Raw genomic sequence first — 15,830 nt, 5'->3', positions numbered from 1 at the left:
GGCCGGAGTCCCTCGCCCGGCTGCGGGACGCCGCGGTGGCGACCGCCGGACCCGCCGGCCTGCCGCCCGAGCGCCGCCCCGAGGCCGGACCGGAGGAGGTGCGGCTGATGGCCGCGTTCGCGTGGACCGCCGTCAGGGCCGGGGAGCGGCTGACTCGGGCTTGACCGGATGGGTGATCCACACCCCGGGCTCCCAGTACGCGCCGAGGTCGCGCTCCCGGTCGATCCGCAGCAGGGAGAGGCCGCCGGGGAAGACGTAGTCGCCGCTCTCCGGGTAGTCGATGCCGGTCCACTGCTCCCACTCGGCGACCGTCCCGGTGATCCGGGACGACTGCTCCGAGGCGCCGGCGACCGCGCCGCCGGCGCCCACCTGGGTGCGGATCCACGGGTCGAACGGGGCGCCGTCCGCACGCCGCCAGGCGGCGTACCGCTCGATCGGCACCAGCGGGTACCGGTCCTTCCAGGTGGGCCGCACCGGCACCAGCACGGTGTCCAGGCCGGCCTGCCGCGCCACCTGGTGCATCCCGCCGAGGAGCAGGCCGGAGAAGCCCCTGCGCTGGTAGTCCTCCGCGACCTCGATGCCCAGCGCGACCAGGGCGCCGGCCGGCCGGCCCGCGTCCCGGTCCGCGAACGCCCGGGCGATGGAGTCGTCCAGTCCGGGGCCGAGGTCGGCGGCCGTGCCGTCCCAGGTGCGCGGCAGGGAGCGGCCGGCTCCCGCCACCGCCTCGCGCTCCTCGTCGTACAGGACGAACTGGTACGCGGCGAAGTCCTCGAACAGCCGGTCCCAGAAGTCGTCGTTCACATCTCCGTGCAGGTTGTACTCGGGCACGATGCCGGCGAAGCGTTCCGGCATCTTGTCCCACAGTTCGGGGCGCTCCGCGTGGGTCACCACGACCAGGGCCATCGGGTTGTCCTCTCTCTCCTGTGGGTCCCCGCGGTTACGCGGGGACCTCGATGTCCCAGACGATGACGATCGGCAGTCCGTCCCAGGCCGCGAGGGCCGCGTCCGCGATGAACTCCTCGTAACCACCGGGCGCGAGACGCCCGTTGAAGAGCGGCTCGTGGAGGCCCCGCACCCGCAGCCCGGCATCCGTGAACGCCTTCAGGTACTGCCCGGGAAGGTGGACGTGGTTACGCACGAACGCGAGCCCGTCGGCGCCGTGCACGAAGACGCACTGCCCCTGGAGGGCGATGACGAACGGGTGCAGGTCCGAGACGAGGATCCGGCCGCCGGGGCGCACCACCCGGGCCAGCTCGGCCACTCCGGCCGACAGGTCCTCCAGGTGGGTCATGGCCAGCGAGCAGACCGCGAGGTCCACCGAGTCGTCGTCGAGCGGCAGGTCCTCCAGGTGCCCGGCCCGGAACTCGGCCTCCGGGGCGCGCTCGCGGGCCTTGGCGAGCATCTCGGGCGACTGGTCGACGCCGATGGTGCGGTGGCCGCGGGCGACGAGGGCGCCGGTCTGGCGTCCGGTGCCGCAGGCGGCGTCGAGGGCGGTGCCCACCGGAAGGGTGTCGAGGATCCCGTGCAGCACGGGCTCCTCGACCTCGATGTACGAGTTGGGCAACGAGTCGTAGACCGCCGACCAGGAGGCGTAGCCCTCGGCGACGTCGAGTTCGCTGACGTCGACCCCGCCGTCCGGCAGTCTCTCGTCGCCCGCGGCGAAGCGCCGGATCTCCTCCACGCGCTCCCGGAGGAACTTCTCCTCGCCGCCCAGGGCGTTGCGCAGGAGCGCCAGCCCCTCGATCCCCAGAACGAGTTCCCGTGCCCTGAATTCATGACTCATGCGGACTCCTCATCGATGGCCGGAAACAACGGATTCGCAAACAGCCGGCGGACGCGGCTGGATTCCGGCCTACCCAGCCCGGGGAGAGTGGACCCGGCCGCTCGATCAGCTGTCCGAAAGGCGGCCCTGAATGACCGGTTCACGGCATTGTCGCGCCATATCCGCGGAACCCCTGCCAGATTCTCCGCAATCGACCAGAATGCCTATTCGACGATCGGCCGAGCCACCGGGAGACGGAATGATAGAGGGATATGTCGGCAGGGAAAGCGTCACCTCCGGGGGCGAGTTGACGGTGCACGTCTCCACCGACGCGCCCCGGTTCCGGCTGAGGTTCTACCGGCTGGGACGGGAACTGGAGCCGGTGGCGGAGAGCGACTGGTACCCGGGTTCGCTCCACCTGCCGCCCCCGCACCCCGACGGCGTCCCCGGCCGGTCCTCGCCCGCCGACGACTGGGACTGGCCGCCGCTCGCGCTGCCCGTGCCCGAGGACTGGACCCCGGGAATGCACCTGGTCCAGTTCGTCGAGGACGACGAATCGCCCCTGCTCGACGCCTCGACCGTCGAGGGCCCGGCGCGCGAGTTCTTCGTCGTGCGGCCGAAGCGGGCGGGCAGCCGGTCCACCGTCCTCTACAAGAAGTCGACCTTCACCCGGCACGCCTACAACCGCTCCGACCGCCCGGGCGAGGACCGCGCCGTCAGCCTCTACGACCACCCCGTGTACCTGCCGGACGCGACTCCCCGCGGGCACAAGGTGAGCCTGCACCGGCCCGGCGGAGTCATCGATCTCGCCTACTGGGACGCCCCGTTCATAGCCTGGCTGGAACGCAACGACTATCCGGTCGAATTCTGCACCGATCTCGACCTCCACGAGGACCCGGAACTGCTGTCCTCGTACGGTCTTCTGCTCAGCGTCGGCCACGACGAATACTGGAGCGACGCGATGCGCGCCCATGCCGAGCGATTCGTCCGGGACGGCGGGAACATCGCCTTCCTGAGCGCCAACACCTGTTGGTGGCGAATTCATGTGACCGACCGGAACACCGCCTTCGTCTCCGACACCGACCACCACGTGGGCGACGACTATCCGCACCTTCCGGCGACCGACCAGTGGTGGCCCCCGGCGCCCGACGGGGTCGGCCGCCCGGAGAACTCCCTCACCGGGGTGAGTTTCCGCAACGGCGGAATGTGGGCGAGCAGCACCGGATGGCCCGGGGACCGTCCGCGCGACGGGTACACCGTGCAGCACGCCGACCACTGGGTCTTCGCCGGCACCGGGCTGCGCGACGGCTCCGACGGCGGCGAGCCCGACCGGCTCGGCGCGGGCACCCCGCTCGTCGGGTACGAGTGCGACGGCGCCGACTACACCCGGGACGCCGACGGGGTCGCCCGCGCGACCGGCGAGGACGGCACCCCCGACTCGTTCCTCATCCTCGGCATCTACGTCCTCGAACCGGTCCACGAGGACTTCCACGACTTCAAGTGGAGCCACTGGAACGGCCCGGCCCGTGAGCCGGGCCGTTCCCCGAGGGCCGCGACGATGGGGATCCACACCGCCGGCGGCACCGTGTTCACCGCGGGCACCACCGACTGGCCGGTGGTCTGCGGTCACGAGCAGGACGCCGGTGTCGTGCGGATCACCCGCAACCTCCTGGAGCGGTTGCGGCACCGTACGGCGCGTCCGTGAGCAACTCCCGCAGTCCGCGGATCCGGACCGCCCCGTTCGGCAGGGGCGGCTCGGATCCGCGCACCGCCGGGTCCGGCCGGCACAGGTGGACGGACCGCATCCCGGCGTCGAGCGGGCCGATGACGTCGGGCGCCCACATGTCGCCGACGAACAGCACCTCACCGGGCGGCAGGGCGCACCGCTCCAGCAGGACCCGGTAGATCAGCGGGTGCGGCTTGCGCGCCCCGGCCCGGGCGGAGCCGACGACGAAGTCGACCGCCGGGCCGAGGCCGACCTCCTCGACGCAATCCTCCAGGTTCCAGAACCAGTTGGAGCACAGCCCGACCCGCAGTCCCCGGTCGCGCAGCTCCGCGAGGACGGGACGGACGTCGTCGAAGAGCTCCAGCCGGACGGCCTTCATGGCCCGGTCGATCTCCCCGACCAGGCCGTCCAGCTCGCCCTCCGGCACCCCGCAGGACCGCGCCCTACGCCGTAGCCTTTCCAACTCCCAATGGTGGTAGGTGAGTTCACCGACGGAGTGGACCGCGTGCTCCTCCCCCTCGGCGGGGCCCACCGCCCACTGGTCGCCCCAGCGGGCGCCCTGGGCGGCGAGACCCCGGCGTTCGAAGATCGCACGGTGGTCGGGCGGCAGCGGTTCGACCATCCGCGCCAGCGTTCCGTAGAAGTCGAAGACGACGGCACGGACCTCCGGCGGCAGTACCCGGGACACCCGACCGTCCTCAGTAACGGCCGTGCCGGCGCGGGAAGTAGTCCTGGAGCGTGCCCTCCCGCTCGATGTCGACCGTCGCGCAGTGCAGACCGCCGCCGAACGGCCCGACCGCCCGGAACGGCACCGGCACGATCTCGAAGCCGTAGGAGGACAGCTGCTCCGAGAGCTTGACCTCCTTCTCCTCGATGCACAGGGTGTTCTCGTCGAGGTTGAGCATGTTGCCGGCCAGCCACGGGCTGCAGAACGACAGCTTCGGCGGGTGGTCCCAGCTCGCGGGCTGCACCGCCTCGATGATCTCCCAGTCGTTGAGCCGGAAGAACTCCATCAGTTCGGCGTCCGCCAGCCGCTCGCCGCAGTGCAGCACCAGGCCGGGGCGCAGCGGCACCCAGGTGGCGTCGATGTGCAGCGGGTGGGTGTTGGTGGAGGTGACGGCGTGCACCCGGTGGTCGGGGAAGTGGCGCTTGAGCCACTGGTAGCCGCTCTTGTTGGTGACGAAGGACAGCTGGACGAACAGGTCCTTGCCGAAGCGGGCGACGTCGGCCGCGTCGAACAGGGGCTCGGCCTCGGTCAGCACCAGGTCGTAGTCGCGGACCCGGGCCAGCTGCACGTCGGTCGGCAGGTCGTTGTAGGTGTCCCAGAACTCGGTGTTGTACGAGGCGTCGCTGAGCCGCGGCTTCGGGGCGGCCTCCCAGCGCATGCGCTCGTCGGAGTCGAAGAGGTTCTGCAGCAGCGGGCGGTAGGCCAGGTACTCGTGCCAGCGGCTGCGGTACGACATGGTCGCTTCCAGGACCTCGTTGCCGACGGTCAGCAGGATGTCCCGGGGCGGCATGCAGCCGAACATGGAGTCCTGGGTCCACTCGGGCGTGCTGACCTGCTGGTTGAAGTCGATCGGGGTGGGGCGGTCCACCCGGATGCCGCGGCGCTGGAGCATCGCGGCGAAGTCGTCGAGCTGCTCCTCCGCCTCGGCGACCATGTCCTCGGGCATCGGGCCGAAGGTGCCCAGCGGGAAGCCGTCGTCCGGGTAGTCCCGGCGGACGGCGGGCTCGGGGGCCTGGACCACGGTGCCCTCGGCGCGCCCGACGATCACATGGCGCAGCGGGTCCCAGCCGTTCCAGGCGTTGACCCGCACCGGACGGTCGGTCTCGGAAGTCACATCGGGCGCGGCAGTCGTCTGCTCGGTCACGTACAAGCCCTTCGCATCGGGGTCACGTGGGTATCGCAGAGGCCCAACCTGCTCGTGCGACCCAGGAGTAGTCAAGGCACTGCACCCTCCGTGGGACGCTGAACGTCATCTTCCGGCCGAATGTCTATACCTCTGCTACTGCGAGTGATCAGATGGGTAGTCAGAAGACCACCCCCATAGCGAACTTGGAGACCCCCATGACCATTCGCATGTCCAGTCGCCCTGCTGTACTGGCGTTACTCCTGTCCCTGGCCGCCGCCGGATGCGGCGGAAGCTCGGGCGGAGGCTCCGATTCGGGCGGCAAGCTGACCGTCTGGCTGGCCGTGGACGCCCAGGAGAGTTGGCCACAATTGGTCCAGTCCACTAATGACCGTTTCACCAAGGCGCACCCCGGCGTCCAGGTCGAGGTCCAGTACCAGCAGTGGCCCACCAAGAACCAGAAGCTGGACGCCGTCCTCGCCGGGAAGAACGTGCCCGACGTGGTGGAGATGGGCAACAGCGAGACCACCAACTACATCGTCAACAACGCCTTCGCGCCGATCGACCCGGCCCACTACGACCAGTCGGACGCCTGGCTGCCGGCCCTGGCCGACGCCTGTCGCAGCGACGGCAAGACCTATTGCGTGCCCTACTACGTCGGAGCCCGGGTCGGCGTCTACCGCAGCGACCTCTTCACCCAGGCCGGCGTCCCCGGGGCCCCGAAGACCTACGCCGATCTGACCTCCGCGCTCGACAAGTTGAAGAACACCTTCGGTGCCGGCGACCCGAACTTCTCCTCCTTCTACATGCCCGGCCGCTACTGGTACGCCGCCATGGCCTTCGTGAAGGACGCCGGCGGCGAGATCGCGGTGAAGGACGGCAACCGCTGGAAGGCCTCGCTCTCCTCCCCCGCCTCCGTCGCCGGTCTCACCGAGTGGAAGCGGCTGATCGACTCCTACTACGTCGGTGACCGTGCCAAGGACAACAGCGACGAGCCGGCCGTCGTCGGCCAGGGCCACGTCGGCGTCTTCTACGGCAACACCTGGGAGGCGGACTCCGCCGTCGACCCGGGCGTCGGCGGAGACCCGAAGCTGAAGGGCAAGTTCGACACCTTCCCCTTCCCCGGCCCGTCCGGGAAGCTCCTGCCGCCGTTCCTCGGCGGCTCCACCCTGGCCGTTCCGGCCAAGTCCTCCCGCAAGGACCTGGCCGCCGACTGGATCAAGATGTTCACCGACCGGGACTCGCAGAAGGCGCTGATCGCGGCCAACACCCTGCCCAACAACACCACCCAGATGGCCGAGGTCGCCGCCGGCGGCATCAACGGACCGGCCGCCCAGGCGGCCCAGACCGGCGGCTGGATGACCCCGTTCGCACCCGGCTGGACGTCGGTGGAGAAGTCCAACATCCTTCCCGAGATGCTGGAGCGGATCGCCAACGGCAAGGCCTCGGTACAGGACGCCACCAAGGACGCCGACAAGCGGATCGACGCCGTGATCAATGAGCGGTGACCGGGTCCGGCGGCGGCGGTCACCGCTGCTGCCGTACCTGCTGATCGGCCCGACCGTCATCGCGCTCGTCCTCGTCCTCGGCTACCCGCTGGTGGACATGGTCGTGCTCGCCTTCCAGGACATGACCCGCGAACAGCTGTTCAGCGGTGCGACGCCGCCGTGGGCCGGCCTGGAGCAGTTCCGGCGGATCCTCGGTGACGGGTTCTTCTGGACGGTGGTGTTCCGCACCCTGCTGTTCACCGCCGTGAGCGTCGCCCTGACGGTGGCCTGCGGGCTGTTCACCGCGATGCTGATGCACCGCGTCTCCCCGTGGGTGCGCGCCGTCATCGCGGGCGTGCTGGTCACGGTGTGGTCGATGCCCGCCATGGTCGCCGCGTCGATCTTCCGCTGGCTCTTCGACGCCGACTACGGCGTGGTGAACTGGACGCTGTCCCGGCTGCCCGGGGTCGACCTGGCCAAGCACAACTGGTTCACCAACCCCTGGGAGGGCTTCGGCGTCATCGTCGCGGTCGTGGTGTGGGGATCGCTGCCGTTCGCGGCGATCACCCTCCGGGCCGCGCTGGCGCAGGTCCCGCCGGAGCTGGAGGAGTCCGCGGTGCTCGACGGCGCCCGGCCCTTCCAGGTCTTCCGGCACGTCACCATCCCCGTGATCAGGCCGGTCCTGCTCATGGTCACCACGCTGATGGCCATCTGGAACTTCGGCGTGTTCAACCAGATCTGGCTCATGCGCGGCGGCCAGCCCGAGCGGGAGTACTACCTGCTCGGCATCTACTCCTTCATCGAGTCGTTCGCCGTCAACCGCTACAGCACCGGTGCGGCGATCGCGCTGGTGACCGTCGTGCTGCTGCTCGCCGGGTCGGTCGTCTATCTGCGCCAGATGCTCAGGACGGGAGAGATCGAATGAGGCGACGCAGGTCGCTGGGCCACGACCTGCTGGGACTGGTCGTGGCCGCGGTGGTCGGCTTCCCCGTCTACTGGATGGTGCTCACCGCGTTCCGGCCGGCCACCGAGATCCTGAGCCTGCCACCGCACTTCTGGCCGGGCCAGCCCACGCTGGCCAACTTCACCCGGGCCCTGAACAGCGAGACCTTCTGGGACAACGTGCAGTCCAGCGTCGTCATCGGCGTCGGCACCGTACTGGTGTCCCTGCTCGTCGGCACCCTGGCCGCCTTCGCCCTGGCCCGCTTCCGGTTCCTGGGCCGCCGGGCGTTCGTGGTGGTGATCCTCGTCGTCCAGATGGTCCCGCTCACCGCCCTGATCATCCCGGTGTACCTGCTGCTGAACGACGTCGGGATGACCGACAGCATCGCCGGGGTGATCATCACCTACCTGGTGTTCACCCTGCCGTTCACGGTGTGGATGCTGCGCGGGTTCATCGCCGGGGTACCGGTGGAACTGGAGGAGGCCGCCATGGTCGACGGGTGCGGCCGCCTCGGCGCGTTCCGTCGGGTGGTACTCCCGCTGCTCGCGCCCGGCATCGTCGCCACCTCGGTCTTCGCGCTCGTCCAGGCGTGGAACGAGTACGTCCTCGTCTACGTCCTGCTGTCCAGCCCGAAGAAACAGACCGTCAGCATCTGGCTGGTCTCCTTCCAGACCAGCTTCGGGACCGACTACGGCGGTCTCATGGCGGGTGCCACGCTGACCGCCCTGCCGGTCGTCGTCTTCTTCCTCATCGTCCAGCGCAGGATCGCGTCCGGCCTCGCCGCCGGCGCCGTCAAGGGCTGACCCGAACACGGAAGGCGCCGACCCGGTCGGCGGCACCCCTTTCACGTCCTCAGGAGGACTCCGTGACGCATGATCGTCTCGATCTCGTCTCCAAGCTGTACCAGCCCGCGGGCTGGCCCCGCATCCTGCAAGCCGCCTCCGGCGACCCGTCCGAGGCACCCCTGATCGTCGACCTCGACCCGACGACCTTCTGCGACCTCGCCTGCCCCGAGTGCATCAGCGGGAAGCTGCTCAACCAGGGCCGGTTCACCCCCGAGCGGCTGGCCGCGCTCGCCGAGGAGCTCGTCTCCATGTCCGTCCGGGGCGTGGTCCTCATCGGCGGCGGCGAACCGCTCGCCCACCGCGGCACCCGCCGGGTCCTGCGGATCCTCGGCGAGGCCGGGATCGCCATCGGGGTCGTCACCAACGGCACCATGATCGACAAGAACCTCGACGAACTCGCCCGCTACGCCAGCTGGGTCCGGGTCTCCATGGACGCCGGCACCGCCGAGACCTACGGTCTCTTCCGCCCCGACCGCAAGGGCCGCAGCGTCTTCGACAAGGTGGTCGCGAACATGCGGCTGCTCGCCGAGGCGAAGACCGGCTCCCTCGGCTACTCCTTCCTGGTGATGACCCGCCAGGAGCCGGACGGCCGCTTCGTCACCAACCACACGGAGGTCCTGCGCGCCGCCGAGCTCGCCCACGACATCGGCTGCGACTACTTCGAGACCAAGGCCATGTTCGACGACGAGCACCACGTCATCCAGGTGTCGCAGGGCATCCTCGAATCAGTCGACCAGCAACTCGCCGAAGCCGCCGAGAAGTTGCAGAGCGACACCTTCCAGCTCATCAACTCCTCCACGCTCACCTCGCTGCGCCGGCACACCGGGCCCATCCAGCCCAAGGACTACCACCGGTGCCAGGTCGCCGAGCTGCGGACGCTCGTCACCCCGTCCGGCGTGTACGTGTGCGCCTACCACCGGGGCAGCCCGATGGCCCGGATCGGCGACGCCGTCACCGACAGCCTCGTCGACATCTGGAAGAACTCGGACCGCGGCATCATCGACCCGAGCCGGGACTGCCGCTTCCACTGCGCCCGGCACCGCTCCAACCTGGAACTGGCGCAGATAGCGCAGGGAACGGGCGCAGTCCCCCAGACGGAGGACTACGACCCGTTCCTGTGACCGTCAGTCCGCGCTGACGCCGACCCCGGTCCCCACCCGGGCGCCCCGCTTCCCAGCGGCCGCCCGGGTGGGGATCACCCGTGCCCGGGGGAACGGTTCGCGCAGCGCGTCGGCCAGCCGGGCCGCCACCGCGGGCGCGTTGGCCTCGGGGCACACCCCGACCAACGAGCCGCCACCGCCGGCCCCGCTGAGCTTCAGCGGCAGGCCGACGACGTCCAGCGCCAGCGACCGCAGCGCCTCCAGGAGCGGGGTCGACATGCCCTGGTGGTCGCGCATCGCCGCGTGCGCCCGGGCCATCGCCGCGCCCAGCGCCTCGTGGTCGCGCCCGCGCAGCGCCGCCCACGCCTCGGCCGACGCCCGGTCGGCCTCGGCCCGGTACGCCGCCAGGGCGGGATCGCCGCCCGCCAGCTGCGCCCGGACCGTACGGATGTGGTCGCCGGTGTTCTTCCGGGTGCCCGAGTCGACCACCACCACCCGCCAGTCCTCCGGGAACTCCAGCCGCTCCAGGACGACCGGCAACCCCCGCTCCCGGCCGTCGATCAGCAGCGCGCCGCCCTCGGCGACGGCCAGGTGGTCCATGCCGCCGCCGTTGAAGCGCTCGAACTCGAACTCGTACGCCCACTGGACGATCAAGCCGTCCGGCACCCGCTCGCCGTCCGGCGAGCCCGCCTCGGCGAACGCCCGGAACAGCGCCACGATCAGCGCCGTGGACGAGGACAGCCCGCTCGCCGAGGGCGCCTCGCTGTGGACGCGGACGCCCGGCGGGGTAGCCGCCAGCCCGGGCAGCCGCTCACGCAGGAACGCCCACACCTGGACCGGCCAGCCGTCCTCCGCCGTCTCCGGCGGTGCGCCGGGCACGATCTCGACCGTGGTCGGCAGGTCGAGGGCCAGACTGACCGAGCGGCCGCCGCCCAGCCAGTCCAGGTCCTCCCCCGACAGGCACGCCCGGCAGGACACCGCCGCCCGGATCTGTTGCACGTCGCTCACTTCGCCTGGAACCTTCCGTCGGCAACGAACGCCTGGTACATCGACAGCACCACCCGCGTGGGCGGGTGCAGCGGCGCGGGAGGGTCACCCAGCGGACGGAACTCCGCCCGGCGCACCTCGTCCGCCCCCGGGGCGAGCTCCCCGGACCAGCGCCGGGCCACGAAGCAGAGCGCGAAGCAGTGGTTGACGTCCCCGTTCGGGTAGGTCAGCGTGTGCACCGCCGGGTCGGACAGCGACCCGAAGGCCACCAGGTCCTCCTTCTCGACCCGCAGCCCGGTCTCCTCCGCGACCTCCCGGACGGCGGCGTCGGCGAAGCCCCCGTCCTCCTCGCAGGCGCCCGCCGGCAGCTCCCACACGCCGTTGTCGACCCGCTGCTGGAACAGCCCCCGGCCGTCCCCGTCGATCAGCAGGACCTGGGCCCCCGGCAACAACAGCCTCCGGCCGCCCACCTTCTGACGCAGCGACCACACGTAGGACCCGACGTATCCCATACCCGCACCACCTCCTCCCGCGCCCGCCGCACGGCGGACGTCCACGGGGCCACAGACTGTCACGCGCTCTCCTCCGTCAGCCAGCGCGGGACCGCCTCCGGCGTCGCCTCCAGCCACCGCACGTACCGCTCGACGCCCTGCGGCACGGTGATCGCGGCCTGCCAGCGCAGCAGCTCCCGGCAGCGCTCCGTGGAGGCGTACCCGCCGAGCGGGTCGCCCTCGGGGCGCGGGGTGACGATCCGGCGCGCGTCCGGGAAGTAGGGCATCAGCAGGTCCGCGACCTCCCGGATGGACGTCGGGCGCCCGGTGCCGACGTTCACCGTCTGGCCCGCCATTCCCTCCTCCACGAGGGCGAGCGCCGTCGCCGCGGCGATGTCCTCGACGTGGACCATGTCACGCACCTGGACGCCGCCCCCGTTCAACCGCATCGGGCGGCCCAGCTTGGCCTGGAGGGACAGCCAGGGGACCATCCAGGAGTGGCTGCCCGGCTTCGGGATCTGCGGCTCCCCGTACACCGAGAAGTACCGGACGATCGCGTACTCGCAGCCGCCCGCGGCCCCCAGCATCAGCCGGGCCTGGTGCTCCGCCCACAACTTGCCGTTCGCGTACACCGACAGCGGGAACAGCGCCTGGTCCTCGTGGAACACGTGCGGCCCGGGCTCATCGGTGGGGCCGTCGCCGTACACGGACGCCGAGGAGACCAGCACCAGTCGGCGGACGTCCGACCGCAGCGCCTCCTCCAGGACGATCTGGGTGCCCTGGACATTGGCCCGGAAGGCGATGTCGGGGTTCCGGGTACAGGCGGCCACGTCCGCGTAGGCGGCCGCGTGGACCACGAAGTCGGCCTCCCGGACCAGCCCGGCGACCACCTCGCGGTCGCAGATGTCGCCGACGACGAGCCTGGCCTCGCTCTTCTCCACTCCGAAGAGCGAGTGGCCGGACTCGGGGTAGGCGTCCATCCGGTCCAGGACGGCCACGTCGGCACCGGCCCGGCACAGCAGGGCGGTGAGCCGGCTGCCGACCAGGCCCCCGCCTCCCGTCACGACGACGCGGGCGTCGCGGAGTTTCTCCAACCGGGATTCGACGCTCTCCACGCCGTCGGTTTCGGCTTCGTTCAACGGCACAGACGATCCAGTGGACATGGGTGTCCCTTCCGTAAAGACGGCGAATTCGGGATGCGCACTCACAGACAGCCCCAGGCTTCACACTGAAGGCGGCGTGCCAGCCCAGCATCCGTGTCGCACCAACCGTTCCGCCAGTGCTAATTCGGCACTCTTGCCAGCTCTCGGCGTGATCCGTACTGTCCGGAATCAGTGGCACCCGTAATAGCCCGGTGTTCCACGAATGCCGTCAAGTCACCCACGCCCCACCGTAGAGAGGGAAATCACGTGACGAGCCATCAGCTCAGCGGAGTGGTCATGACCCACCCCAAGCGTCTACGGGCCGCCGAGCGGATGGCCCAGGCAGCGCCGCCCGGAGCACTGCGCGTCGTGATGGACCCGGACCCGACCGGCACCCCCTCGGTGCTGCGCACGGCGCTCGCCGCCTGGGACTCCGTCGAGGACGGAGCCACCCATCAACTGGTCGTACAGGACGACATGTTGTTGTCCGAATCGTTCTTCGAACGGGTCCGTCTCGCCATTGACGCGATGCCGGACGCGGCGCTGGCCCTGTTCGCCCTGTGGGACTCCCGCAACGGCGCCGCGATCCGGTTCGGCGCCATGGCCGGTGCCCGCTGGGTCGGCGCGGTCAACGAGTACTTCCCCTGCGTCGCCATCGTGCTGCCCCGAGCCGTCGCCGAGGGCTTCGTCCACTACGGACGGCAACGCCTGAACGCCTGGCCCGACGACATCCTGATGCACCGTTACCTCACCGAGAACGGCGTCCCCCGCTACGTCTCCGTCCCCAACCTCGCCGAGCACGAGGACCGCGGCTCGATCTCGGGAAACGCCTTCCGGGGGCCCCGCCGGTCGGTCTGCTTCCTGCCCGACGACCGGCCCGGCGACGAGGGGACCCGGCTGACCGGCCTGACGGTGCTGCCCTTCTTCAAGTACGGCATCGCCCGCTGCGCGGTGCGGGTCCCCGGCCCGGGCCCCGAGCGGTGGCTGCACATGGACAGCGAGCAGTACCTGCGCGGCCTCGGCCTGCCCGGTTCGCTGTTCACCCCGCCCGGTCCCGAGGCCGACGCCCCGGACGTCCGGGGGACCTGGCTCACCGCCCTCGCCATGGGCCACGAGGCCGCCCGCCGGGGCCTGGGCACCGCCGAAGGACCACTGGAGCGGCCCGAGGTGTACGCCGAGGCGATGGCGACGATCGGGCCCGGCGGCATCAGCAACACCAGCACCGAGGAGCGGATCGCCGAACGCCGCGAGGCCCTGGCGGACGTGGCGCGCCGCGCGCTGGCCGCCGGGCGCGAGGCCGCCGACCGGCCGTCCGCCGGCCGCTCCCGGCCACGCGCCGGCCTCACCGTGCGCGGCGGGGCGACGCCGCTGGGCGAGCACCTCGTCCGGCGGCTCGCCGACCTGACCGAGGACGGGGCACCCGACGCCGTCCTCGACCTGACCGGCCTGCGCGGGCCGGCCTCGGGCGGCACGCTGACCGTCCGCCCGCTCGACGACCCGAAGCCCTACACCCTGACCGTGGGCGAACTGTACGGGCCGGGCTGCTCCCGGGAGACGCCCATCGGGCGCATGGTCTGGGACGCCCTGCGCAGCCGGCCGGTGGTCGTCCAGGGGGACCCGGAAGCCGAGGTCTCCCCCGTGTACGTGGACGACCTGGCCGACGCCGTGGCGGCGGTGCTCCGCACCCGGCCCGCCACCCACGCCCTGACCGTCGCCGACGAGAAGCCCACCACGGTCGGCGCGGTGGCGCAGGCCGTGCACGCGGCGGTCCGCCCGGTGCCGGTACGGGCCGAACCCTCGGCGCCCGGACTCCCCGCCCCCCGGCCCGAACTCGCGGCCGGCCCCCGCCCGCCCGGCTGGACGGCGGCGACCGAACAGGCCAAGGGACTGCACGCGTTCGCCCAGTGGCTGGCCTACGAGGGGACGCTGCTCACCACGCTCTGACCTCTTCGGAGTCCGGCGGGCAACCCCGTCCGCCCCCCACCGCGTCAAGGTGCCGTGAGACAAACGACGAGACCGCGGCCCGACCGGCCGCCGCACCGGACAGGATCGACACGGGCACCATGGTGGGGGCAGCGGCAGGATGACGAACGCGACACCGCCGGACTTCGAGGAGTTCGTGGCCGCCTGCGGGCCGAAGCTGCTGCGGGTGGCCTGGCTGCTGACCGGCGACCCGCACCAGGCCGAGGACCTGCTGCAGACCGCGCTCGCCAAAGTGTGGCCCAAGTGGGGGCGGATCGCCCCCGACCGGCCCGAGGCGTACCTGCGGAAGGTGCTGGTGAACTGCCACGTCTCCCGGTGGCGGCGCCGCTGGACCGGGGAGCTGCCGCACGGGGAGCTGCCGGAGCCGCCGCCGGGCGTGGACCCGTACGACGAGGTGGTGCTCGGCCAGGTGGTCGCCGAGGCCGTGCGGTCGCTGCCACCGCGTCAACGCGCGGTGGTGGTGCTCCGCTTCTTCGAGGACCTCGGCGTCGAGGAGACCGCCGAGATCCTGCGCTGCAGCACGGGCACCGTCAAGAGCCAGACGCACCGGGCGCTCGCGGCGCTGCGCGGCCGGCTGCCGGCCCGGGAACTCCTGCTGGACGGAGGACGCCGTGCGTGGAACTGACCTGATCGGCCCGGACGGACCGGTGGACGGCGGGAGCGACGAGGAGGAGCTGCGGGTCCTGCTGCACCGGGCCGTCCCGGTGCTGGACGCCCCGGACGACCGGATGGACCGGGTGCTCGCCCGGGTCGAGCGGGCCAGGCGCCGGCGGCGGGCCGTCGCGCTGGCGGCCGGGCTGACGGCCGGCCTCACCGCCGCCGTGCTGGCCGCCGCTCCCGCGCTCGCCCCCGCACCGGGGCGGGGGACGGGACTGGGGCCGGCCGCGTCCGCCCAGGCTCCGGTGTCGGCGGCGGTATCGGCATCGGCATCGGCATCGGCAACAGCGCCGGCAACGGCGCGGGTCACCTTCCCGGTGTTCCCGGAGATGGCCGTCGACGTCCCGGAGGGCTGGCAGAGCCGGGCCGCCCCCGCCGTCGACCCGCAACGCCGGTTCGGCTACCTCGGCACCCGGCCGCTGGGCTCGCCCTGCGCGGCCGCCAGCTGTACGCCCTCCGGGCCGCTGCTCGTCGGCGACGCCGTCCTCGTCTTCCGGCTGCTCGACGACCAGACGCTGGCCGACAAGGTCGCCGTGACCGTGCCCGAACTCACCGACTCCGGCCTCGACGAGAGCTGCGCGATCCTCGGTGCCACCCGCGAGCTGGTCGGCGTCCGGGCCATCGTCGGCGCGGACCGCAAGGTGGTGGTCGAAATGACGGGCTGTCTGCGGCAACCCACCGACCTGACGCTCCATCAGGTACGGCAGGTGTTCGACTCGGTCCGGCCGGCAGCCGCGAGCCCGCCGCGCGGATCGCCTCGGCGACGGCCTCGGTCTCCCCGGCCGGGCAGTGCACGATCACCTCGTCGTGCTGGAAGAACACCAACTGCGCCCGCAGCCCCTGCTCGAAGAGCGCCC

General features: G+C 71.6%; 14 protein-coding genes and 1 pseudogene. 8 read left to right on the top strand and 7 right to left on the bottom strand.

Annotated features, from left to right (window positions below):
* Positions 1-132: 132 nt before the first annotated feature.
* Complete coding sequence (locus ACFRAR_RS36130; RefSeq protein WP_380704203.1) at positions 133-903, bottom strand: N-acetyltransferase; 771 nt, start codon at positions 901-903, stop codon at positions 133-135.
* A gap of 34 nt (positions 904-937) precedes the next feature.
* On the bottom strand, positions 938-1,783 hold the full coding sequence (locus tag ACFRAR_RS36125; protein ID WP_380704201.1) for a class I SAM-dependent methyltransferase: 846 nt from the start codon (positions 1,781-1,783) through the stop codon (positions 938-940).
* Positions 1,784-2,021: 238 nt separating this feature from the next.
* Here ACFRAR_RS36125 and ACFRAR_RS36120 point away from each other — a divergent pair, with 238 nt between their 5' ends.
* On the top strand, positions 2,022-3,467 hold the full coding sequence (locus tag ACFRAR_RS36120) for a N,N-dimethylformamidase beta subunit family domain-containing protein (RefSeq protein ID WP_380704199.1): 1,446 nt from the start codon (positions 2,022-2,024) through the stop codon (positions 3,465-3,467).
* Here the strand turns inward: ACFRAR_RS36120 and ACFRAR_RS36115 are convergent.
* Positions 3,418-4,176 (bottom strand): HAD family hydrolase, encoded by a 759-nt coding sequence (locus tag ACFRAR_RS36115; protein WP_380704197.1) that lies wholly within the window; start codon positions 4,174-4,176, stop codon positions 3,418-3,420. The two genes, ACFRAR_RS36120 and ACFRAR_RS36115, sit on opposite strands and share 50 nt — an antisense overlap.
* A 10-nt stretch (positions 4,177-4,186) precedes the next feature.
* Positions 4,187-5,359 carry a serine/threonine protein kinase gene (locus tag ACFRAR_RS36110; RefSeq protein ID WP_380704195.1) on the bottom strand — a complete coding sequence of 391 codons (1,173 nt, stop codon included), beginning with the start codon at positions 5,357-5,359 and terminating at the stop codon, positions 4,187-4,189.
* A gap of 197 nt (positions 5,360-5,556) precedes the next feature.
* On the opposite strand from ACFRAR_RS36110, the gene ACFRAR_RS36105 reads away from it, so the two are divergent.
* The 4 genes from ACFRAR_RS36105 to ACFRAR_RS36090 all read left to right on the top strand — a co-directional run bounded on the left by ACFRAR_RS36105 (position 5,557) and on the right by ACFRAR_RS36090 (position 9,734).
* Positions 5,557-6,846 (top strand): extracellular solute-binding protein, encoded by a 1,290-nt coding sequence (locus tag ACFRAR_RS36105; protein WP_380704193.1) that lies wholly within the window; start codon positions 5,557-5,559, stop codon positions 6,844-6,846.
* Positions 6,836-7,750, top strand: coding sequence for a carbohydrate ABC transporter permease (locus tag ACFRAR_RS36100; RefSeq protein ID WP_380704191.1), 915 nt, complete (start codon positions 6,836-6,838; stop codon positions 7,748-7,750). The genes ACFRAR_RS36105 and ACFRAR_RS36100 overlap by 11 nt, the downstream gene beginning before the upstream one ends.
* Positions 7,747-8,571: a carbohydrate ABC transporter permease gene (locus tag ACFRAR_RS36095; protein ID WP_380704189.1), complete on the top strand. Its 825-nt coding sequence runs from the start codon at positions 7,747-7,749 to the stop codon at positions 8,569-8,571. Before ACFRAR_RS36100 ends, ACFRAR_RS36095 begins: the two co-directional genes overlap by 4 nt.
* Positions 8,572-8,633: 62 nt before the next feature.
* Positions 8,634-9,734 (top strand): radical SAM protein, encoded by a 1,101-nt coding sequence (locus ACFRAR_RS36090; protein ID WP_380704187.1) that lies wholly within the window; start codon positions 8,634-8,636, stop codon positions 9,732-9,734.
* Positions 9,735-9,737: 3 nt separating this feature from the next.
* Here the strand turns inward: ACFRAR_RS36090 and ACFRAR_RS36085 are convergent, their stop codons facing one another.
* Genes ACFRAR_RS36085 through ACFRAR_RS36075 form a run of 3 tightly spaced genes read right to left on the bottom strand, consistent with a single transcriptional unit; the run spans position 9,738 to position 12,330 of the window.
* Positions 9,738-10,721, bottom strand: coding sequence for a galactokinase (locus ACFRAR_RS36085; protein ID WP_380704185.1), 984 nt, complete (start codon positions 10,719-10,721; stop codon positions 9,738-9,740).
* On the bottom strand, positions 10,718-11,212 hold the full coding sequence (locus ACFRAR_RS36080) for an NUDIX domain-containing protein (protein WP_380704183.1): 495 nt from the start codon (positions 11,210-11,212) through the stop codon (positions 10,718-10,720). The genes ACFRAR_RS36085 and ACFRAR_RS36080 overlap by 4 nt, the downstream gene beginning before the upstream one ends.
* 59 nt (positions 11,213-11,271) lie before the next feature.
* Positions 11,272-12,330 (bottom strand): NAD-dependent epimerase/dehydratase family protein, encoded by a 1,059-nt coding sequence (locus ACFRAR_RS36075; protein ID WP_380704181.1) that lies wholly within the window; start codon positions 12,328-12,330, stop codon positions 11,272-11,274.
* Between the two features lie 270 nt (positions 12,331-12,600).
* Between ACFRAR_RS36075 and ACFRAR_RS36070 the strand changes: the two genes are divergently transcribed.
* The 3 genes and pseudogenes from ACFRAR_RS36070 to ACFRAR_RS36060 form a co-directional block, all read left to right on the top strand.
* Complete coding sequence (locus ACFRAR_RS36070; protein WP_380704179.1) at positions 12,601-14,277, top strand: hypothetical protein; 1,677 nt, start codon at positions 12,601-12,603, stop codon at positions 14,275-14,277.
* Between the two features lie 139 nt (positions 14,278-14,416).
* Entirely contained in the window at positions 14,417-14,941 is a 525-nt protein-coding gene (locus ACFRAR_RS36065) for a SigE family RNA polymerase sigma factor (RefSeq protein ID WP_380704177.1), read from the top strand.
* Positions 14,928-15,830 (top strand): annotated as a pseudogene (locus ACFRAR_RS36060) (hypothetical protein); the annotation flags it as partial. The gene ACFRAR_RS36065 and the pseudogene ACFRAR_RS36060, both read left to right, overlap by 14 nt.

The organism is Kitasatospora sp. NPDC056651 (assembly GCF_042792155.1).
Classification (GTDB): Bacteria; Actinomycetota; Actinomycetes; order Streptomycetales; family Streptomycetaceae; genus Kitasatospora.
This window is presented reverse-complemented; position numbering and strand designations above follow the sequence as displayed.

Excerpts from the sequence above, each read along its gene's own strand:
- ACFRAR_RS36130 (WP_380704203.1), bottom strand. The coding sequence starts at position 903 with ATGGCCCTGGTCGTGGTGACCCACGCGGAGCGCCCCGAACTGTGGGAC.
- ACFRAR_RS36095 (WP_380704189.1), top strand. The coding sequence starts at position 7,747 with ATGAGGCGACGCAGGTCGCTGGGCCACGACCTGCTGGGACTGGTCGTG.
- ACFRAR_RS36120 (WP_380704199.1), top strand. The coding sequence starts at position 2,022 with ATGATAGAGGGATATGTCGGCAGGGAAAGCGTCACCTCCGGGGGCGAG.
- ACFRAR_RS36080 (WP_380704183.1), bottom strand. The coding sequence starts at position 11,212 with ATGGGATACGTCGGGTCCTACGTGTGGTCGCTGCGTCAGAAGGTGGGC.
- ACFRAR_RS36105 (WP_380704193.1), top strand. The coding sequence starts at position 5,557 with ATGACCATTCGCATGTCCAGTCGCCCTGCTGTACTGGCGTTACTCCTG.
- ACFRAR_RS36125 (WP_380704201.1), bottom strand. The coding sequence starts at position 1,783 with ATGAGTCATGAATTCAGGGCACGGGAACTCGTTCTGGGGATCGAGGGG.
- ACFRAR_RS36065 (WP_380704177.1), top strand. The coding sequence starts at position 14,417 with ATGACGAACGCGACACCGCCGGACTTCGAGGAGTTCGTGGCCGCCTGC.
- ACFRAR_RS36100 (WP_380704191.1), top strand. The coding sequence starts at position 6,836 with ATGAGCGGTGACCGGGTCCGGCGGCGGCGGTCACCGCTGCTGCCGTAC.